This is a genomic window from Ahrensia marina, assembly GCF_042140245.1.
Classification (GTDB): domain Bacteria; phylum Pseudomonadota; class Alphaproteobacteria; order Rhizobiales; family MH13; genus MH13.
The window spans coordinates 2,011,225-2,031,379 of record NZ_CP159483.1 but is presented as its reverse complement, the minus strand read 5'-3'; the positions used below and the strand labels follow the sequence as shown (position 1 = coordinate 2,031,379).

Sequence of the window (20,155 nt, the reverse complement as noted above, 5' to 3'; positions counted from 1 at the left end):
GGTCAGCGATCCACGCACCGATCAACGTTTGGGTCGTAAACCTGCCCGTCCTCGCAGCGCGGCGCTGCCGTTTCAGATGGCAGAAGAACTTCAGCACTGGCAACAACCGGTGCAGCAAGAAGAGTGGCTAACAGAACAAAACGCTTGATCATGGGAACCTCGAGATGGCGCAAACTTGCCCGTCATTGGGCCGGTGAGGCAGCATCTCAAAGGTTGGAACCAACGGTCCAATCAAAACGATGTGAGGCAAAAGTCAGGCAAGCCAATCCAGATTGCGAAAGACCAGCGTGCGGACATATGGCGGGCACGCCGCGTTTTGCCCTACCACGTAACGCTCCCCTCCTGCCAACATGCTGACAAATCTGTCAGGATATCGTTGCAGATGGCCTTCCCCTCGCCCGCGCTCGCAGCCATATACAGAGGCATGAGCACCAAGAAAAAGCCCTCCGGATTCGAAGAAGCCCCGCAACCTGCTTTCGACAGCGGCACGCCAGTCGATGTCTTCGACCCGATGAAAATCGGCTCCACCTTCGCCAAAGAGGTGGAGGATGAAGCCAAGAAAAAGCCTGCGGCTAAAAAGAAAGCCAAGCCCGCCAAATCCGCGCGCGGAACCTCACTTGGCGGCACCCATGATCCCAAGAAGCGCGCTGCCGCTGGCCTGAACCCAGTCGCGGGCATGGATGTCTCGCTGGAGGACGCCAAGAACCTGCCGGCCAATGATGGCGTGACCGCCACCGTGAAAGCGCTGGAAGATCTGATCGAGAACGGCCACCCGGCCTTTCGCGAAGGCACCTGGACACCGCACCGCCCCGAACGCCCGGTCAAATCGGAAGGCGGCATTCCGTTTAAGCTCGCCTCCGACTATGAGCCCAAGGGCGACCAGCCCACCGCCATCGCTGATCTGGTGGAGGGTATCAGCGATCAGGACCAGACCCAAGTGCTGCTCGGCGTCACCGGCTCAGGCAAAACCTACACGATGGCGCAGGTCATCCAACGCACCCAGCGCCCGGCGGTGGTGCTGGCCCACAACAAGACGCTGGCCGCCCAGCTTTACGGGGAGTTCAAGAATTTCTTCCCCGACAATGCGGTGGAGTATTTCGTCTCCTACTACGACTACTATCAGCCGGAAGCCTATGTCCCGCGGACCGACACCTTCATCGAGAAGGAAAGCTCCATCAACGAGCAGATCGACCGCATGCGCCACTCGGCAACGCGCGCGCTGCTGGAACGCGATGATGTGATCATCGTCGCCTCGGTGTCCTGCATCTACGGCATTGGCTCGGTGGAAACCTACACCGCCATGACATTCGAGCTGGAGGTTGGTGAGCGCATCAACCAGCGCAACCTGCTGGCTGATCTGGTGGCCCTGCAGTTCAAGCGCAATGATGGCGCGTTCGCCCGTGGCACGTTCCGCGTCCGAGGAGATACGGTAGAAATCTTCCCCGCCCACTATGAGGATCGCGCCTGGCGGATCTCCATGTTTGGCGATGAGATTGAGGCAATATCGGAATTCGATCCGCTGACCGGCCAGAAGGCGGGCGATCTAAAAAAGGTGAAAATCTACGCCAACAGCCACCATGTAACGCCGCGCCCGACGCTGAACCAGGCGATCACCAAGATCCAGGTAGAACTGCAGTCGCGCCTCCAGGAATTGAAGGGCATGGGCCGACTGCTCGAAGCCCAGCGGCTGGAACAGCGCTGCAACTTCGATCTGGAAATGCTTCAGGCGACTGGATCATGCGCGGGTATCGAGAACTATTCGCGCTACCTGTCAGGCCGCCAGCCGGGTGAACCGCCTCCTACCCTGTTCGAGTACATCCCCGACAACGCGCTGATCTTTGTTGATGAGTCCCACCAGACCATCCCGCAGATCGGCGCCATGTATCGCGGTGACTTCCGCCGCAAGGCGACACTGGCCGAATATGGCTTCCGCCTCCCAAGCTGCATGGACAACCGGCCGCTGCGCTTTGAAGAGTGGGACATGATGCGCCCGCAGACCATCGCCGTATCGGCCACTCCGGCGGCGTGGGAGCTGGAGCAGGCTGGCGGCGTGTTTGCCGAACAGGTGATCCGCCCCACCGGCCTCATCGACCCGCCGGTGGATATCCGCCCGGCAACGTCCCAGGTGGATGATCTGCTGGACGAGGTGAAGCAAGTGGCCGCGCAGGGCTACCGGTCGCTGGTCACCGTGCTCACCAAGCGCATGGCCGAGGACCTCACCGAATATCTGCACGAAAACGGCGTGCGCGTGCGCTACATGCACTCCGACATCGACACGGTGGAGCGTATCGAGATCATCCGCGATCTGCGGCTCGGCGCGTTTGACGTGCTGGTCGGCATCAACCTGTTGCGCGAGGGCCTCGACATCCCAGAGGTCGCGCTGGTGGCGATCCTCGACGCGGACAAGGAAGGGTTCCTGCGCTCCGAAACTTCGCTCATCCAGACCATTGGCCGTGCCGCGCGCAACGTGGATGGCCGCGTGGTGCTCTATGCCGACCGCATGACCGGATCGATGGAGCGGGCGATTGCTGAAACCAACCGCCGCCGCGAGAAGCAAGTAGCCTACAATGAGGAGCATGGCATCACGCCGGAAAGCGTGAAGCGCGACATCGCCGACATTCTCGACAGCCCGTACGAGAAGGACCGCGTGCATGTGAAGTCCGGCATGGTGGACGAAGGCAAGCTGGTCGGCGGCAACATGAAGGTGACGCTGGAAGAGCTGGAGCGCAAGATGCGCGACGCCGCCGCCAACCTGGAGTTCGAGGAAGCGGCCCGCCTGCGCGACGAGCTGAAGAGGCTCAGGGAGACCGAACTGCTGCTCGCCGACGATGCTTTGGCCACCCAGATGCAGGTGGAAGATCGCGCCGGTGGCTATGAGGGCCAGAAAAAAGGCGGCGGGGCGAAGCGAAGGGCCCGCCGCCGCTAAATTGGATCGTCATCCTCGGGTCAAGCCCGAGGATGACGACGTGTTAGCGTGGCAAGGGCATGCCACTTTCTCAGCATTTGCTACGCAAAAGGCTGGTCAGAGAACGCTCATCGACACGCGGCAGGTACCAGATGAGATGCAGCCGATGGCACGAGCTGCGCCGCGGCTGAGATCGATCCCTCGACCGCCAATGAAGGGCCCGCGATCATTGATGCGCACGGTCACGGAACGGTTGTTGGCCAGATTGGTGACGCGCACGCGCGTGCCGAAGGCCAAAGTGCGGTGGGCAGCAGTCAGACCATCGGGGTTGAACAACTCGCCATTGGCGGTGGTGTGGCAACACTGATACCAGCTGGCGGTTGTCACGGTGCTGTTGTCAGACAGGCCGGGCGCTGACTGGCAAGCGACGAGAAACAGGCCCAGAATGACTGGGGCGAGAAACTTTTGCATGAGGGACCTCAAAGATCGGCCAAATGTGCTGAATTTGGCGCTTGGGGGGAGCACGAGGGCGAACACAGTTATCTATGGTTTGACCGCTCAAACCAGAGGACACCCCTTCGCTACGAAACGCGCAGGTCGATGAGAAATGCGGCAGAAGGATGACACCAACAGGTGCCACCTTCAGCTTACTCAGCCGATAGCGCCTCCTGGCCAACAGACGACTGCACCAAAGCGCGTTGCGCGGGTGTGAGGGCGCGGAGCGTTATGTCGACCGCGCCGTTTCGGTTTGAAATCGACCAATCGTCGACGACAAGCCGACCGGTTGCGGCGATCCAACCGCTGGGTTCCGTCGGCCAGGCGTCGAATATGTCGTTGGCGATGGCATCATCAATGGCCACACGCAGCACCTCTTCGTCACGGTCATTATCGTCCTGAACCAGAGTGATGTGGGCCGCATCAATGTCGAGTTTTGCGACCTGTTCATAGGTGACAAGCAACGGCTCGTCTGAGTTTCGCAAAGCTTCCAAACGCTCAGCCACGCGACGCATCACCGCTTTGTCAGAACCGGTGAAATGGACGACCGGCCCAGAAATGGCCGTGCGCACACTGATATCGGCAGAAAGGACATGGCCTGGCGACACCGTCATGATGGTTCTGCCGACAAGGTTTTCGGTGAATGCGCGCAAGCGCTGCGACATGGCCGGTGTCAAGGTGACAGCAAGGAGGGCTTGGCCCTGCTGCTCGGCGTCCAAAAACTGAACGCTCACGACATCCTCGGCCTCGAAACGAAGCGCCTCTGCCGTTTCATAAAAGGTGATTGCAGAGGATTGGGCAGAAGTAGAGTGGGCGCAGACTAACATTAAGATAGAGCAAAAAAGCCAAATGGATCTAAGCATTTCGCACTCATATGGTAATGCAGGCTAGCTATTAACGTGCTGACACACAAAGATTTTGAGCCCGAAAGCGGCCTGGCGCAAAGACACAAATAGCATTTGCAACATTACCAATTATAGTTACCTGCACTGAAGACTATCTTACATGAGCGAACAATAGCACTAAGAAATCATGCTACGACTTTGTACACTCAAAAACACAGAATCAGATTGAGGTTGGGTGTCATGGCAAAGTATGAGCGAAAAAAGAGAAAGTCGAGTTTTAGGATGCCCAGAGGCTTTTGGCTTGCTGTAGTCGCACTTAGTCTTTTGTTGTCCGCCGCCAGCTTACTCACCTACAAATATCAAAATTCAGTTTTTACAATATCGTTCGACAGTTTCTCCAGTTTCTTACACAGCTTGAAAAATATAGAAGGAGCTTTTCTCACTTCCTTTATAGCATCAATGTGGGAGTCAATTCTTTTCTTTATAATTATAGGCTTGATTACAACTTATATAACATTAAGCAGACCACATGAGGATTCGTTCGACAATAGGCTCGCAATTCTATACTCGAATCCAAAGGCGCATAAAGACGCTCGAGATAATGTCAGATCGGAAGCACAGCAGTTAGCCGCTTATATAGAGTCGTGTAAATCTCATATTAGGATTGAAGATATTAAAACTGTCAATAAACAGACGCGATACAAAATTCATGTAACTTGCTTATCACATTTCTGTTCTTTGATAGAAAATGAGCCCTATATTGGGCCGGTAGATTTCCAAGCGGAAGCAGATGCGTACTGGAGTGGCAAAATTGGGGGCTGCATAAACCAAGTGAGCTCAGAAACCGTTTCAGATAAAACGCAGACGATACACATCCAAAACGAGAAATTTGGGAAACAGTTCACCGAAAGAATTGAGCATTTTTCTATAGGGATAGATGATAAGACGAAGCTCGAATATGACTTTTGGGTTACCGCCTTACCTAAAATTGAATATTATCAAATATTTCATAGATATTGCGTCAAAGTCAACATTGATATAACCAATAATACAAATACAACTATTAAAATAACAAACCTGACAAGCAATCAAAGAAGAAATAAAAATTTGAAGTCAGGCCAATCAATTCGCCTTATCAATGGCTCACCTATCGCACGTGGGAGTAAAAAATTATTTGAGATATCGTGAAGTAAACGACGAAGCAAAAAAGCACAGTCTTCATACGCTGACTTAAGAACTTATTTGCGCGAATCTAAATCCGAGACTGGAACTTATATCGATCTAAGCCAGGCCGCTAGGAAAGCAACTAGCGGCCTGGAGAGTCTTTTGGAAAAGGTGATCATCGCACGTAGACTATTCAGCCAGCGGGACCACCGCCGGCCAGCAATGTCTGGTCATCCACTTTGGCATCGGGCGCGTTTTTCATCACCGAAGCAATCCCGTTGTCGCGAGCGGAGGTGCTTTCATAAGTCTCTGAGGTGCCGATCACCTGGCCATTGCCGGCCCGCAGGTTGAATCGCGGCTTGCCGTTCTTGGTCTCGGCGCGCTCAAAGCGTTTCTCGTCCTGGCTGTTCTTACGCACCGATTCAATGCCATTCATGCAGCTGGCTTTTTTCTTATAGCCTTCGCTCGCCAGGATCACCTGGCCGTTTCCAGCTTTCAGACGAAACCGCGTCTCGCCTGCTTTATCGGTATAGACTTCAAACTTACCAGCCATGGTCTCTCCCCTCGGTGATCTGCTTTGTGCATGTTGGTGGCCCCAGCAAGGCCGGATTTGCGGGATTCGTCAACGCCCAACCGACGCCAAGCGGCGATAAGATCGCAATTAGGTGAGGAAAGAGGCCAACAGCACACAGGAAGACCGCACAGTCTGGCGCTAAACCGATCCGATTAGGGCCCAGGGGGATAGCATCCAACCTTATCCCCGCCCCCTAGCGCCTCGCCCACACTGCCTGTGCCTTCACCCACCGAACAGCGTGTGCACCCGTGACCATACGTGGCGTGAAGGGCAGGTTGTGCCCGGCGGGTTGAGCGCCAAGGGCCGGTCGCAGGATCGGCTCACCAACGCTCTGTCACACCCCATCTGGCGCAGCATTCTATGCGGGAGCGAAAGCTCCTAGCAGCGCAGCGTTCGTCCGCCCCAGTGAGATCGGGAACGGCGACGCCACTTAGTACTGCCTTCGGGCGTATTCGGGCGCCTCCCGCTTCGATCCGAGGTTTGGGGCTTAAAATGTGTAGGTCGTGCCGGACTCAGCGCGACTGCATGGCCGACACCCGAGACATCCATTCGACACCTGGCACGGCAGCGTGTTTGCCTCAGTCCAGGTCGTCAAACCTGATCGCACGTAGAGCGAAGGCGAATTTGGCCTGTCCTCACGGCGTAGCCGCTGCGGGCAAGGCGACCAGCCTTCGTGATGCGCAAGATCAGGTGCAAAGAATGGAATGGCGGCAGGCGTCTGTCATCGGTGGCGATCCCACCGTCGCATAGCGTGCAGCACCTGCAAGCGGGGCGCGGCAAGCGTCATGTGCTTCCAATAAAGCGACCCGGCGTTTTCCGCGCCCCGCTTCGGTTCCTCCTGCGGTTGTGCCGCAGGAACAGAGCCAAAAAAGTTTACCTGATGCCCTTTCGGGCAGTCAGGTTTTTGGTGTTGGGGTGAACGAAAGCGCTCGGCTTCCACCGCGTCGCACACAGGCCAGAGCGAAGCGATAGGCCGAGTACGCGCAAAACAAAAATGCTGTTTTCCGCGCCCTTACTTCGACAAATCTCCAATCGTCATCCCGGACGGCCAACGGCCGATCCGGGACCCATGCCTGAAGCCTCTCCGGCAACCACATAGCTGACTAATATTCAGAGGCGTGGATCCCGGTTGACCCGCGTCGCGCGATGGCCGGGATGACGAACCAGTGTTGACGCAAACGCCATTGCCCGCCACGCTCCTCCCACAACCAAAAAGGGAGAAGACCCATGAGCGTAGCCCGCGTCACTGAAATCATCGCATCCTCCACCGTCAGCTTTGAAGATGCTGTCCAGCAAGGCGTCGCCCGTGCCGCAAAAACCTTGAAAAACGTCGAAGCCGTCTGGGTGAAAGACCAAAAGGCCACCGTCAAAGAAGGCAAAATCGTCGAATACCGCGTCGGCCTGAAAGTCACATTTGTGTTGGAAGACTAGGCCTCGGCCAGGTATCCGAAGCGAACATTGATACGCCTGGCGCCACGCGTTGCGCCAGGCGCCAACCTACCAGGAGCGCACAATGGCAGATTACTTCGTGGTCGTGGATGTAAGGATCGATGATCCGGTGGCCTATAAGCGCTACGCCGATGGCTCCAAACCCATCATCGAGCGGTGCGGCGGCAGCTATCTGGTGCGCGGCGGTGCGTTTGACGTGCTTGAGGGCGATTATTACAGCCCGCGGCGGTTGGTGCTTTTGCGGTTTCCCAGCCGAGAGGACTTCGACACGTTTTACAATGACCCGGAGTACAGGGCGCTGCGCGAAGAGAGGCTGAAGGTCAGCGATATGGTGCTGATCGGTGTCGAGGGGTTCACCGAGAGTTAGACGCGCCAGGCACCCCCCTACCCCTCAAAACCCTGCACGATAAACGGGTTGCCCTGACGCTCCTGTTCAAGCGTCGAGCCCGGTCCGTGCCCCGGCAAAAACTGATAGGCATCGCCCAGCGGCAACACCGTCTGAAAGATGCTCTTCATCAGTGTGCCATGGTCGGAGCCCGGCAAATCGGTACGGCCAATCGAGCCCTGGAAAAGTACATCGCCCATCACGATGAACTTGTGGGCGTGGTTCACAAAAATCACATGGCCCGGCGCGTGGCCGGGGGTGAACAACACATCGAAGGTGAGCGTGCCCACTTCCACCGTGTCGCCGCCTTCGAGCCACCGGTCGATTGTCGGCACTTTGACGCCCGGCGTGCCAAACATCGCCGCCTGCGCCGCCACACCTTGGATCAGCTGCTCATCAGCCCGGTGCGGCCCCACAATCGGCACACCAAAATGCGCCGCCACATCTGCCGCGCCCCCAATATGGTCGATATGGCCGTGCGTCAGCAGCACCTGTTCCAGCGTGACATCAGCCTGCTCGACCGCTTCGATCAGCTTCTCCGCCTCACCGCCCGGATCGACCAGGGCCGCCTTGCGAGTTTGCGTGCAGGTTAGAAGGGAACAGTTCTGCTGGAACGCCGTCACCGGCATCACAGCGATCTCCAAGGTCGGAGTTTGGGGTGCATTGTTCATAACCGTTGCGTGCCACGGCCATGCGCTGCTGGCAACACCACTTCCAAAACGTCACACGCCTGTGGCATAACCGACCAAACTGATTGGAGATTCCCCGATGGTCCGCGCCCTCGTCCTGGCTTTTGCAACCCTCATGGCCCTGCCCGTCACGGCTGCACTGGCCGCTGATTATGGCCAGCACCGCTCGCCCGTCTATGGCGACATTCCCGCCTGCGATGCCCGCGGTGTGCTTGGCCAAGTGGCCGAGAAAGAACGCTATCACGGCCAGCGGCCCTATCAGGACCTGGTGGATTTGGTGGAGTTCGATCACGTGCGCCAAACACGGTATGTGACGCCCGCCTATCTCGGTGCACGCGAGCGTCGTTGGTGCGAGGCGCGGGCACATCTCGCCACCGGTCACACACGCACGGTCTACTACCTCATCGAGAGCCGGGCGAGCTTTGTCGGCGTCTCTTACGGCGTTGAAAGCTGCATGGCAGGTCGCGATCTCTGGAACGTGCATGGCGGCGATTGCAGCGCGCTACGCCTTTGGTGACCGGCCTCTGACGACGGCCTCAAGCCTTGAACCGCCGGTTCATCCAATGGGGCATCATTGCGCTTGCCATTGCCATAGCGGTGGCCACCGGCTGGCAAGGGGATGACCAGCCCGAAAGCTCCGAGGCGCCCTTCGATTTCTATGTTCTAGCCCTCTCTTGGTCGCCAGCGTTTTGCGACTCTGACGCAGGGCAGCGATCACCCTTACAATGCCGTTCAGGCGCCGATCATGGCTTTGTGACCCACGGGCTCTGGCCGCAATTCGAAGAGGGTTGGCCAAGCTTCTGCCAGTCGCCCTACGGCGACAGCATGCCCTCCAGCGTTGCCGAAGGCCTTCTCGATATCATGCCGGATCGCGGTTTGATCGAACATCAATGGGACAAGCACGGCACCTGCTCGGGCCTGTCGCAAGAGGCCTATGCCGATGTCACCCGACAAGCCTCGCAGAGCATCGCTATTCCCGCCCTCTTCGACGGCACAACGCCTTCTCGCATTGATGCCAACGACATTGAGCAGGCGTTCCAACAGACCAACCCTGCCATCACACGCGATGCCATGGCGATCAGCTGCCCTGGCGGTCGCTTTGCGGAGGTACGCATCTGCCTGGACCAAAGCCTGTCGCCGCGCGCCTGTAGCGAGGTCGATCGAAACGGCTGCCGACAGAACAATCTTCATCTAACCGCCCGGTAAGCATCACACCTGACCTTCGCTCCCATTTGAGCCAAGCTCTTAAGCTGCTGGTTACGGAACCCATGGCATACACAACCTATGGTAAGCCTAACCTCACACGCGTGGCGCCGCCCACTGCCTGACCGCAGCTTCAAGCTGATTGTGGTTGGTATCGGCTTGGCGTTTTGGGCAGCGTGGGGCATCGCCATCTTCTTCCTCGTCGATGGTCACCCGCTCAACGGTATGCAGGGGTGCGGTCCAATCGACACCGCCAACATCTTTTGGGATTGCGCTTCCGATAAGCTGCACACGCTGCTGGCAACGTCGATCAACGGGCTCATCATTCTCACATTGGCGATGCCCGTTTTTGTGGCGGCGGCGAATATCGACCCAGCGGCTCTACCGCTTGCACTACCCGGCCTGATGTTCAACGTTTTCGGGCTACCGGCAGGCATGTTTGTGCTGGTGCGTTCGCTCAGACGCCTGGTTGAAAAGGCACGCGCCTAAGCAAGCCACGCGGCGATCACCGTACCAAGCTATCGACATAACGCCTCGCCAAAGGCAGCTTCTGCATGAACAGACGCGCAAAAAAAACCGCCCTTAGAACGGGGCGGCTGCCAGATGGTTACGCTTTGCCAAGAACACAGGCGGCTAGCCGCTCAGGCGACTTCCCACATACTCAAAGTAGCCATCCATGAATCTCAGATCGCGCACTGCATCGACGCTTTGAACGGCGTAGACGGCGTCACGCGCAACGGCTTTGACGTCGTGGTGGAAGTTGACCAGCGGCACATCAAGCATGTCCGGCCGCAAATCTGCAAACTGGGGCGAGCCCCAGGCAAACGCAAAGCCAGCAAGAAGCAATGTGCGGAACACGAAACTGGTACTTTCTCTGTTGAGCGGCGCACAAGCTGCCGCTTTCCACTTGACGCTAACAAAATAGCAGCGATGTTTGAAAGCGCGATCAACGCAATAGCTCAAGTTTTAGGGGATTTCTCTTGGCAATACTACGCAGCGCCGCCGCCTCACCTTTTGTGCGCAAATGCTCCATTGCTGCCATCGTGCTCGGTTTGGAAAACCAAATTAAGTCGCAACCCGCCAACACTGCTGACCCGCTTGACCCGTTGCGTCAGCAAAACCCGCTGGGTAAAATTCCCACACTCATTCTTGATGATGGCGAAACGCTGTACGACAGCCGCGTGATCGTCGCCTATCTCGACCAACTGGCGGGCGGCAACAAACTCTATCCCAGCGACCCCAAGCAGCGGATTGCCGCCATGAAATTGGAAGCGCTCGCCGATGGCATCATGGATGCGGCGATTTTGCAGGTTTATGAAAAGCGCTACCGCGAGCCGCATGAACGCAGCCACAGCTGGGTGGAACGCCAGGCTGAACGCGTGAGCGTGGCGCTCAACCATCTGGAAGAAAGCCTACCCCCAGCCACAGGCGCCCCGACGGTCGGCACCATCGCAGTGGCATGCGCCTTGGGCTATCTGGACCTGCGCTTTGAGGGGGCGTGGCGGCGCGGGCACCCAGCCCTTGTTGCCTGGTTGGATGCGTTTCGAGCGAACGTACCTGCGTTCGATGCCACTGGGCCAACGACCTGAACGGCAGACCTGTAAAAAAGAATGGTCGATAAGCTGCGGCAACCTCTTGTCTTTTGCAGGTTGGGTTCACACATGGGCATTTCCTGAAGCTGCATCACGCGGCGTCACCCGTCACATTGCATGATCGCTCGGACAGCCCATTTTGTTTGATTATCTGATCTTGGCGCTCGGCCTTGCAGGGCTCGTTGTCGCCGGTGACGCGTTGGTGCGTGGAGCAGTTGGCCTGGCCGAACGCTTTGGCATTCCCCCTTTGATCATTGGCCTGACCATCGTTGCGCTCGGCACCAGCGCGCCAGAGCTGATGGTTTCCATTCAGGCCGCTTTTGATGATGCAGCCGATATTGCCGTGGGCAATGTTGTCGGTTCCAACGTTGCCAACATTCTATTGGTGCTTGGTGTGCCCGCCCTTATCGCCGCCACCCCTTGCGACCAAATAGGCTTGAAACGCTCAACGTTTTTCATGCTTGGCGCTTCAGCCCTCTTTGCCGTGTTCGCGTTCTCAGGGCAGTTGGTTCTGTGGCACGGCCTGGTTTTCTTGGCGTTGTTGGCTGTGTTTCTTATCGGCTCCTACATGTCGGCACGCAAAGCAGGCGCAAGCGGAGATGTCAGCGAGCTTGAAACCATTGATGGCGTGGAGGGTGTGCCTCACTCGCTTTGGGCAGCGCTCGCTTTTTTCGCTGTCGGCGTGATCGGCCTGCCGCTTGCAGCCGATGCCACGGTTGATTCAGCATCATCGATTGCGCGCACGCTCGGTGTGCCAGAGGTGATTATCGGTCTGACCATCATTGCCATTGGCACGTCACTGCCAGAGCTTGTGACCACTGTGGCCGCCGCGATCAAAAGCCAAGCCGATGTGGGCGTGGGCAACGTTATCGGCTCTAACGTCTTCAATATTCTGTTCATTCTCGGCGCAACAGCCAGCATCACAACCGTGCCGATTGCTGAGCAGATCCTACGGTTTGATATTTGGGTCATGCTCGCAAGCTCAGCTTTGCTGCTACCGCTGGTCATGATGAAAATGACCATTGGGCGCAAAATAGGCCTCGCCTTTTTGGCCTTCTACGCCATCTATCTCGGCGTATTGATCGCCAAAGCCATGAGTTAAAGGCCGCAAGCCAAAACCGTTGGCTGGACGACGTTCGCTAACGCTTCGAGCAAGGCTCTCTATGACTTCCCTCCCCGCGACGCTAATCACTGGTGCGGCCAATCGCATCGGCAAATCCATGGCCATTGATCTGGCCAAAACAGGCACACCCATCTGCGTGCACTACCGCAGCTCTGAAAAAGCGGCCCGAGAGACGGCCGATACCATTGAAGCGGCAGGTGGAACTGTAGCGCTCGTGCGAGGTGATTTGACAAAGGACCAGGATGTGGATGGCCTCGTGGCACGCGCATCCGATGCGCTTGGAATGCCCGTCGGCTGTTTGGTCAACAACGCATCCTTGTTTGAAAGCGATGCGGTTGGCGATCTAGGGCCAGACCTTTTCAAAGCCCATTTTGCGGTTCACGCGACCGCACCGGCCTTGCTGGCTGATCAATTGGTGAACCAACTGCCTGCCAACGAAGAGGGCCTCATCGTCAACATTATCGATCAGCGTGTATGGCAGTTAACGCCAAACTTCGTGTCGTACACGGCCTCCAAAGTAGCGCTTTGGGGCTTAACCCAGACCTTAGCGCAGGCATATGCACAAAGCACCAGCGGGCGTGTGCGCGTCAACGCGATTGGGCCAGGCCCAACGCTTTCCAACGACCGGCAAGCGGATGAAGACTTTGCCAAACAGGTGGCTGGCGTTCCGCTCAAGCGCGGACCGGAACTTGATGCTTTCGCCGCAACACTTACCTATCTCTGGCACATGAAATCGGTCACCGGACAAATGATTGCGCTGGACGGCGGTCAACATTTGGGCTGGGAGACGCCCGACGTCGTTGGCATCAACGAATAACAGACAGTTGGAAGCAGAACCTGCTGCCAAACTTGGCAGGAGGGCCAGACGGGGCCGCAAGCGACCCGTCTGGCTTCGACCGAAGTTTCCCGACACTATGGACGGCATGGACGAAAGCGATTCCAAACTTGCAGAACCCAAACTGCGCGATGCAACGGGCCCAGGTCAGTTGGCAAGCGAAGTGTGGGTTGGTGAAGAAAAAGTAGAGGACAACGAAACGCCACTGACAGGCTTCGATGTCATCGCTGCGTTCGTCAAGAAACTGCCCAACACGCCGGGCGTCTACCGCATGCTGAACGACAAGGGCGATGTGCTCTATGTCGGCAAGGCACGCAAACTCAAAGCGCGCGTGACCAGCTACACCAGGCCCACAGGGCTTTCCAATCGCATCGTGCGCATGATCACGCAGACGGTGGCGATGGAGTTCGTGTCCACACGCACCGAGACCGAAGCGCTGCTCTTAGAAGCCAACCTCATCAAGCGTCTGCGTCCTCGCTTCAACGTGCTGCTGCGCGACGACAAAAGCTTCCCTTACATTTTGATGGCTGAGGACCACGAAGCCGCGCAGCTGATGAAACATCGCGGGGCGCGCAACTCCAAAGGCAGCTATTTCGGCCCCTTTGCCTCGGCAGGCGCGGTTGGCCGCACCATCAACGCGTTGCAAAAAGCCTTCCTTATCCGCACCTGTTCCGACAGTGTCTATGAAACGCGCACACGGCCCTGCCTGCTCTATCAAATCAAGCGCTGCTCAGCGCCATGCACCGGTGAGATCAGCCTGGAGGATTATGGGCATCTGGTGGACGACGCCAAAGCGTTTCTATCGGGCAAGTCCAAACAGGTAAAAGCCGATTTGGCCAAGCAGATGGAACGTGCCTCTGAGGATTTGGACTTTGAGCGTGCCGCCGTCTATCGCGACCGTATTTCCGCGCTCAGCCAAATTCAAAGTCATCAGGGCATCAACCCGCGCAATGTTGAAGAGGCTGATGTGTTTGCCCTCCATGCTGAGGGCGGTCAGTTCTGTGTACAGGTGTTCTTTTTCCGCACCGGACAGAACTGGGGCAACCACGCCTATTTCCCGAAGGCTGACAAATCGGTGGAGCCTGAAGAGGTGCTGCAAAGCTTTCTCTCGCAGTTCTATGACAACAAGCCGATCCCCAAGCTCATCCTGACATCACATAAGCTGCCTGAAGCGGAACTGATGGCCGACGCGTTCAGCCAGCACGCCGGGCGCAAGATCGAAATCGGCAAACCACAGCGCGGCGAAAAGCGCGACCTGGTGAACCATGCTGTCACCAACGCACGCGAAGCGCTGGCCCGCAAGCTTGCGGATAGCGCCAGTCAAACCAAGCTGCTTGATGGCTTGGCCGAGGCGTTGAAGTTGGATGGCACGCCGCGCCGCATTGAGGTCTACGACAACTCCCACATTATGGGCACCAACGCGGTCGGCGGCATGATTGTCGCCGGGCCCGATGGGTTTGTGAAAAACCAGTACCGCAAGTTCAACATCAAGGACTCCTCGCTCACTCCGGGCGATGATTTTGGCATGATGCGCGAGGTGCTGACCCGGCGGTTCTCCCGGCTCGTTAAAGAGGAAGAAAACGACACTGCCAGCGAGGATACCGACGCCTTCCCGAGCTGGCCGGACTTGGTGATCATTGATGGCGGTAAGGGCCAGATGTCGGCTTCAAAAGCGGTGCTTGATGATCTTGGTATCACCGAGCGCGTACAGATGATCGGGGTTTCCAAGGGCCCTGATCGTGACGCTGGACGCGAGACTTTGCACCCCATGGAGGGCGAGCCCTTCATGCTGCAACCGCGCGACCCAGTGCTCTACTTTATCCAGCGTCTACGTGATGAAGCGCACCGCTTTGCCATCGGCACGCACCGGGCCAAACGCTCAGCACAGATGCGCGAAAACCCGCTGGACGAGGTCGGCGGTATCGGCCCAACACGCAAACGTGCTCTGCTCAATGCCTTTGGCTCAGTCAAAGGCATCAAACGCGCAGCCCTCTCTGACCTGGAACAGGTGCCTGGCATCAGCCAGGCTTTGGCGCGCACGATCTACGATCATTTCCGCGAAAGCGGGTGACAGTTGTCTAGACAAGCCGGACAGATACACTCACCGGCGCTGCTGCCGCACGCCCAACCATGGATATAATTCCACAAGGCTGTCGATCTAGTTTCACCAAATGGCCAACTGTTGTTGGCATTGGTTAGCCCGCAAATTGGATGGCTGCAGCAGCAATGCAAAAGAAACAAGTCAGTGTTTGCAGAGCTCAAGTAACGCTGCGTCACTATTTGACAGTGATGTGATGGTTGGGTCATTGCTGAGCTTCAAAAACTGATACGGCCTTTGGCAGCAAATGACGCAATCTGGTTTCCAACTAGCAGTGGGCGACTTGTCTATCCCGCCAAACAAAAAACGAGCGTTTTGGTTGAAAAGACTGCGATGAAGCCTTTTAGGAATATCAATTTCAAGCACCGGCTTCAACGTCGGAGCTCTCATCAGGCCCGCCAGATCAGGCCGAAAAACAGCTTAGCGCTACGCAACAGGATGCTGAAACGCCCTTTGCTGCTGACGGCTCTATTAGCCTGCTTTCAAGTGAACACTACATTTAGCGACGCTCAAGCTGACTGGACCGCTGTAAATGGCACACTAGCTGTGGGTCTCGACACCGATGGTGGCTGCGTTGCAGGGAATACAAGCCGCTTTTTTATTGATGCTTCCATCAGTACGAACGGTCGAGCCCGACTCTACTTAACGGACGGCAATGAAAGAATTCTTGGTGTTCTCCTAGCATTCACCCATACAAATCTGGATATATCTCCATTTTCCTATGGAACGGAATCAGATCCAGACGTCGGACCTTTCTTTATTGTTTTTTCAAATGATGAAAGCTCACAGGCAATTGGATCAAACTACCAAAACACCAACGGTGAATTCACCCGTGTGTCATTTGATGCCAATGCGCTCGACCCAGATTGCCCCGCCGATTCCATCCAGCCCACGGTTGCGATCACGGGCGTGCCGACGCAAGCCAATCTGCCATTCACGGCGACCTTCACGTTCAGTGAGGATGTGACAGGTTTTGAGTTAGCTGATGTAACGGCGGGCTTAGGCAATGCAGATGCATCTGATTTCCAGACGGTCACTGCCAACCGTGTGTTCTCAGCTTTGATTACACCAAGCGGAACAGGTGCTGTCACTGTCGCGGTTCTGGCGGGTGCAGCACAGGACACGCCTGGAGGCAATGATAACCTCGCCTCAGGCATATCCACCACCCAGTTCACCTCACCGCAGGATGCAGCACAGCAGCAAATCAGGGATTTCGTTGGCAGTCGGATGGGCCTAATCACCGCCAACCGCCCGGCCGCCAGCCGCCGCATCAGCCGCTTTGATGAAAGCAGCGGCAGCGGTGGTGAAACAATCTCTGCGTTTGGGATGTCCTTTGCCAACCCAGCCCGTTTTGCGTTGGCCTTTGAAGGCCGTGAACTGGCCTTTGCCATGCGCTCAGATCGGCTCACCCCAGTGTTCAACGCCTTCGCTGCCGGTGACGGACTGGATACCGCAGACGACTATGAAAACGATACACGGATCACCTTCTGGACCGAGGGCCGCATTACCTTGTTTGAGGATGATGCCACCGATAGTGGCCGTTTTGGTATCGTTCATGCTGGCGTGGATTATCTGGTGAACGAACGGGTGCTACTTGGCTTTTCCGGGCAAGTGGATTGGCTCTCGCAAGACAATACCAACAACGCTGGCGGGACCGATGGGGTTGGCTGGCTCGCTGGCCCAACGCTGACCGTTCAGGCGCAAGATAACTTCTATTTTGATCTAGCGGCAGCACTTGGCCAATCTTACAATGATATCGATCCCCTGGGCACGTACACCGATGCGTTCACCACCAACCGGCTGTTCCTCTCTGGTGCTCTGATTGGTGATTTTGAAATGGATGTGTTGGAGATGGGTCTGTTCACCATCCAGCCAAGTCTCAGCTTCACCTACATTGTCGAAGAGCAGGAAGCCTACACCGACAGTAATGCTGTGCTTATCGCCGCCCAAACTTTGAGCCAAGGCGAAGTGCGCTTTGGCCCACGCATTGCCCGCACCTTCCTGCTCGTTGGAGGAGACTCGTTATCGACCTTTGTCTCCTTCGATGGGGTCTACACGTTTGGAGATGATGGCGATTACTCTGATGGTTCGCTAGCAGATGCCATGATCGGCTTCACTGGAGTTACAGAGCTCGGCGCAACCTATGCCACGCGCTCTGGCCTATCGCTGACCCTGGCTGGCAACTATGGCGGAATCGGTTCAGATGCCACGCTTTACGGTGGCCGTTTGCACATCGCTATCCCGTTAAACTAGGGCGAAGCGAAAACGCACACCTTTCAAAGCGTGTTATACGCTGTTGATCAGATTGACGTATCGCTCACAGCCATGTTGAAACATCACAGTCGCTTGTGACGTGAACAGATGAGCTCCCCATGGCCACGGCCCAAAGCACCGTCTACTCCGTGCCGAACCTTTTGACCTATGGGCGCATTGCGGCCATTCCTGCCATCGTGGCTTGCCTCTACTCCAGTCAACATGTGTGGCTTTGGGTGGCGCTGGTGATTTTCATTGCTGCAGCGATAACCGATTATCTCGATGGCTATTTGGCGCGCGCCTGGTCACAGCAATCCAGCCTCGGCAAAATGCTGGACCCAATCGCCGACAAACTGCTGGTGGGCGCCGTCCTCATCATGCTGGCCGCCAACGGCACAATCACGGGCCTCGCGCTTGTTCCAGCCATCATCATTCTAAGTCGCGAAATCCTGGTGTCGGGCCTGCGCGAATATCTGGGTCAAATGAATTTGTCAGTGCCGGTTTCCAATCTGGCGAAATGGAAAACAGCCGTCCAATTGGTGGCACTCGGTGTGCTGGTGACAGGACCGGCCGGGGATGCGCTCATCCCTGGCACCATGCTCTTCGGCATCGGGCTTTTGTGGCTGGCCGCCCTGCTCACGGTATGGACAGGGTATGATTATGTGCGCGCCGGGATAGGTCATCTCGTTGCTGCGGATCAGGCGTAAGACCATGAAACTTCTCTACTTTGCCTGGGTGCGTGAACGTGTTGGAACCGAAACCGAGACACGTGACATTCCCGCGAATGTCACCACCATTGGAGCTCTGAAAAGCTGGCTCGCCAGCCTGGATGAAGGCTACGCCTACGCCTTTGAAGACCCGTCGATCATACGCGTGGCGTTGGACAAGACCCTGGCCGAAGACGATGCGCTGCTCGGTGATGCACAGGAAGCAGCTTTCTTCCCGCCGATGACGGGTGGGTAGCCTCCGTGGAAGCCTCCCTCAAGATCAAGGTTCAAGCCGAGCTCTTTGATGCCGGAACAGAAATCACTGCACTGCACGCCGGCAACCCTGCCATTGGCGCGGTCACCAGCTTCACCGGCTACTGCCGCGATGAGGGCGGGCAGTTGGAAGCCCTGGAACTGGAGCATTTTCCAGGCATGGCCGAAAGCCAACTGACCTCCATTGCGCAAGACGCAACCGCGCGGTGGCCACTCCAAGGCCTCACCATCATCCATCGCTATGGCAAGCTGAAACCCGGCGAACCTATCGTGCTGGTCGCAACAGCATCGGCCCACCGCCGCGCGTCGTTCCAGGCGGCTGATTTCTTGATGGATTTCTTAAAAACCAAAGCGCCGTTTTGGAAAAAAGAACACCCAGCTGACCCCCAAAAAGAGGCGAGCTGGGTGGATGCAAAGGCGTCAGATGATGCTGACGCGGATCGATGGAAGATGGTCTAGGCGTTAAGCAGCCGCTTGCGCGGCCTTCGGCCGGATGGCGACATCATAATCCGCAATCAAGTTCTGTGAGATCTGACCCGGTGTGAAGCTGAACGGCCCGATTTCCGAAACCGGTGTCACCTCAGCAGCCGTGCCGGTGATAAAGCACTCACTGAACTGCGCCATCTCATGCGGCAGAATGCGACGCTCAACCACCTCAATGCCCCGCGCCTTGGCGAGCTTGATCACAGTCTGACGGGTGATACCATCCAGGAAGCGGTCGGCAGTCGGCGTATGAATGACACCGTCTTCAATAAAGAAAACATTCGCTCCAGTTGCCTCGGCGACATAGCCTTCCCAATCATACATCAACGCATCGGCATAGCCCTTGGCTTCAGCGGCATGCTTGGACAGGGTGCAGATCATGTAGAGACCTGCAGCCTTAGCGTGCGATGGCGCTGTGCGCGGGTCGGGGCGGCGATATTTCGCAATATCCATGCGAATACCCTTCATCCGCTCTTCTGGGGCAAAATAGCTTGGCCATTCCCAAGCGGCGATCGCAACGTTGATGCGGTTAGCCTGCGCTGAAACGCCCATCATTTCCGAGCCACGCCAAGCGATGGGGCGCACATAAGCATCAACAAACCCGTTGCGTTTAATGACCTCTTCGCACGCCGTGTTCAGCTCTTCGACGCTGTACGGCATTGTCATGTCGAGGATTTCTGCGGACTTGTGCAGGCGCTCATGGTGAGCTGTCTGCTCAAAAACAACACCGCCATAGGCGCGCTGGCCTTCAAACACCGCAGAGCCATAGTGCAAGCCATGCGTCAGGACGTGGACTTTGGCATCATCCCATTCGACAAACTCACCGTTCATCCAGATTTGTCCGGACAACTGATCGAAGGGCACACCGGCCATGGTCTTCACTCCCAAATGAAAAACGTTTTGTGTTAAGGACTTGGCTCAGGCAGCTCGATAGACTTGAAAAGCCTGGCCTATTCTTTGATCGTCAGGCAGGCACGCCGATTCCAAGACGGATCGAAGCGATTGCCTGACAAAGCGGCACTGAAAGCAAGAAATGAAAACGCCGACGCGACACGAGGACCTTTTCTTTCGCCAACAGAGGC

Annotated in this window: 22 protein-coding genes; 15 read left to right on the top strand and 7 right to left on the bottom strand. The window is 56.8% G+C overall.

The features are described 5' to 3' along the window. Positions 1-2: 2 nt before the first annotated feature. Positions 3-152, bottom strand: coding sequence for a hypothetical protein (locus ABWH92_RS09990; RefSeq protein WP_375567939.1), 150 nt, complete (start codon positions 150-152; stop codon positions 3-5). Between the two features lie 272 nt (positions 153-424). Between ABWH92_RS09990 and uvrB the strand changes: the two genes are divergently transcribed. Then, entirely contained in the window at positions 425-2,926 is a 2,502-nt protein-coding gene (uvrB, locus tag ABWH92_RS09985) for an excinuclease ABC subunit UvrB (RefSeq protein ID WP_375567937.1), read from the top strand. Positions 2,927-3,022: 96 nt separating this feature from the next. Here uvrB and ABWH92_RS09980 read toward each other — a convergent pair whose 3' ends face one another. Continuing rightward, positions 3,023-3,376: a septal ring lytic transglycosylase RlpA family protein gene (locus ABWH92_RS09980; RefSeq protein ID WP_375567935.1), complete on the bottom strand. Its 354-nt coding sequence runs from the start codon at positions 3,374-3,376 to the stop codon at positions 3,023-3,025. A gap of 176 nt (positions 3,377-3,552) precedes the next feature. Further along, on the bottom strand, positions 3,553-4,134 hold the full coding sequence (locus tag ABWH92_RS09975) for a hypothetical protein (protein WP_375567933.1): 582 nt from the start codon (positions 4,132-4,134) through the stop codon (positions 3,553-3,555). 351 nt (positions 4,135-4,485) lie between these two features. On the opposite strand from ABWH92_RS09975, the gene ABWH92_RS09970 reads away from it, so the two are divergent. After that, positions 4,486-5,433 carry a hypothetical protein gene (locus ABWH92_RS09970; RefSeq protein WP_375567932.1) on the top strand — a complete coding sequence of 316 codons (948 nt, stop codon included), beginning with the start codon at positions 4,486-4,488 and terminating at the stop codon, positions 5,431-5,433. A 169-nt stretch (positions 5,434-5,602) separates the two neighbouring features. Here ABWH92_RS09970 and ABWH92_RS09965 read toward each other — a convergent pair whose 3' ends face one another. Next, complete coding sequence (locus ABWH92_RS09965) at positions 5,603-5,962, bottom strand: YegP family protein (RefSeq protein ID WP_375567931.1); 360 nt, start codon at positions 5,960-5,962, stop codon at positions 5,603-5,605. Between the two features lie 1,248 nt (positions 5,963-7,210). Between ABWH92_RS09965 and ABWH92_RS09960 the strand changes: the two genes are divergently transcribed. Together ABWH92_RS09960 and ABWH92_RS09955 are read left to right on the top strand one after the other, a co-directional pair. Continuing rightward, on the top strand, positions 7,211-7,414 hold the full coding sequence (locus ABWH92_RS09960) for a dodecin family protein (protein WP_375567930.1): 204 nt from the start codon (positions 7,211-7,213) through the stop codon (positions 7,412-7,414). A gap of 82 nt (positions 7,415-7,496) precedes the next feature. Continuing rightward, positions 7,497-7,799: a DUF1330 domain-containing protein gene (locus ABWH92_RS09955; protein ID WP_375567929.1), complete on the top strand. Its 303-nt coding sequence runs from the start codon at positions 7,497-7,499 to the stop codon at positions 7,797-7,799. Between the two features lie 17 nt (positions 7,800-7,816). Here ABWH92_RS09955 and ABWH92_RS09950 read toward each other — a convergent pair whose 3' ends face one another. After that, a complete protein-coding gene (locus ABWH92_RS09950) occupies positions 7,817-8,446 on the bottom strand; it encodes an MBL fold metallo-hydrolase (protein WP_375567928.1) in 630 nt (209 codons plus the stop codon). A gap of 139 nt (positions 8,447-8,585) precedes the next feature. Between ABWH92_RS09950 and ABWH92_RS09945 the strand changes: the two genes are divergently transcribed. The 3 genes from ABWH92_RS09945 (at position 8,586) to ABWH92_RS09935 (ending at position 10,198) form a co-directional block, all read left to right on the top strand. Beyond that, on the top strand, positions 8,586-9,023 hold the full coding sequence (locus ABWH92_RS09945) for a hypothetical protein (RefSeq protein ID WP_375567927.1): 438 nt from the start codon (positions 8,586-8,588) through the stop codon (positions 9,021-9,023). Positions 9,024-9,049: 26 nt separating this feature from the next. Next, entirely contained in the window at positions 9,050-9,712 is a 663-nt protein-coding gene (locus ABWH92_RS09940) for a ribonuclease (RefSeq protein ID WP_375567926.1), read from the top strand. Between the two features lie 78 nt (positions 9,713-9,790). Beyond that, positions 9,791-10,198: a hypothetical protein gene (locus tag ABWH92_RS09935; RefSeq protein WP_375567925.1), complete on the top strand. Its 408-nt coding sequence runs from the start codon at positions 9,791-9,793 to the stop codon at positions 10,196-10,198. A 144-nt stretch (positions 10,199-10,342) separates the two neighbouring features. Here the strand turns inward: ABWH92_RS09935 and ABWH92_RS09930 are convergent, their stop codons facing one another. After that, the gene (locus ABWH92_RS09930; RefSeq protein ID WP_375567924.1) at positions 10,343-10,567 is read right to left on the bottom strand and encodes a hypothetical protein; all 225 of its coding nucleotides are present in this window, start codon (positions 10,565-10,567) and stop codon (positions 10,343-10,345) included. A 122-nt stretch (positions 10,568-10,689) separates the two neighbouring features. Here ABWH92_RS09930 and ABWH92_RS09925 point away from each other — a divergent pair, with 122 nt between their 5' ends. The 8 genes from ABWH92_RS09925 (at position 10,690) to ABWH92_RS09890 (ending at position 19,049) form a co-directional block, all read left to right on the top strand. Beyond that, on the top strand, positions 10,690-11,298 hold the full coding sequence (locus ABWH92_RS09925) for a glutathione S-transferase N-terminal domain-containing protein (protein ID WP_375567923.1): 609 nt from the start codon (positions 10,690-10,692) through the stop codon (positions 11,296-11,298). A 142-nt stretch (positions 11,299-11,440) separates the two neighbouring features. Further along, positions 11,441-12,403 carry a calcium/sodium antiporter gene (locus tag ABWH92_RS09920; RefSeq protein WP_375567922.1) on the top strand — a complete coding sequence of 321 codons (963 nt, stop codon included), beginning with the start codon at positions 11,441-11,443 and terminating at the stop codon, positions 12,401-12,403. 61 nt (positions 12,404-12,464) lie between these two features. Continuing rightward, positions 12,465-13,241, top strand: coding sequence for an SDR family oxidoreductase (locus ABWH92_RS09915; RefSeq protein WP_375567921.1), 777 nt, complete (start codon positions 12,465-12,467; stop codon positions 13,239-13,241). A gap of 106 nt (positions 13,242-13,347) precedes the next feature. After that, positions 13,348-15,330 carry an excinuclease ABC subunit UvrC gene (gene uvrC / locus ABWH92_RS09910; RefSeq protein WP_375567920.1) on the top strand — a complete coding sequence of 661 codons (1,983 nt, stop codon included), beginning with the start codon at positions 13,348-13,350 and terminating at the stop codon, positions 15,328-15,330. 861 nt (positions 15,331-16,191) lie between these two features. After that, positions 16,192-17,610: an autotransporter domain-containing protein gene (locus ABWH92_RS09905; RefSeq protein ID WP_375567919.1), complete on the top strand. Its 1,419-nt coding sequence runs from the start codon at positions 16,192-16,194 to the stop codon at positions 17,608-17,610. Between the two features lie 119 nt (positions 17,611-17,729). Further along, positions 17,730-18,317 (top strand): CDP-diacylglycerol--glycerol-3-phosphate 3-phosphatidyltransferase, encoded by a 588-nt coding sequence (pgsA, locus tag ABWH92_RS09900; RefSeq protein WP_375567918.1) that lies wholly within the window; start codon positions 17,730-17,732, stop codon positions 18,315-18,317. Positions 18,318-18,321: 4 nt separating this feature from the next. Further along, positions 18,322-18,573 carry a molybdopterin converting factor subunit 1 gene (gene moaD / locus ABWH92_RS09895; RefSeq protein WP_375567917.1) on the top strand — a complete coding sequence of 84 codons (252 nt, stop codon included), beginning with the start codon at positions 18,322-18,324 and terminating at the stop codon, positions 18,571-18,573. Positions 18,574-18,578: 5 nt separating this feature from the next. Continuing rightward, positions 18,579-19,049: a molybdenum cofactor biosynthesis protein MoaE gene (locus tag ABWH92_RS09890; RefSeq protein WP_375567916.1), complete on the top strand. Its 471-nt coding sequence runs from the start codon at positions 18,579-18,581 to the stop codon at positions 19,047-19,049. A 3-nt stretch (positions 19,050-19,052) separates the two neighbouring features. On the opposite strand, the gene ABWH92_RS09885 is transcribed toward ABWH92_RS09890, so the two are convergent. After that, complete coding sequence (locus ABWH92_RS09885; RefSeq protein ID WP_375567915.1) at positions 19,053-19,946, bottom strand: branched-chain amino acid aminotransferase; 894 nt, start codon at positions 19,944-19,946, stop codon at positions 19,053-19,055. Positions 19,947-20,155: the final 209 nt, after the last annotated feature.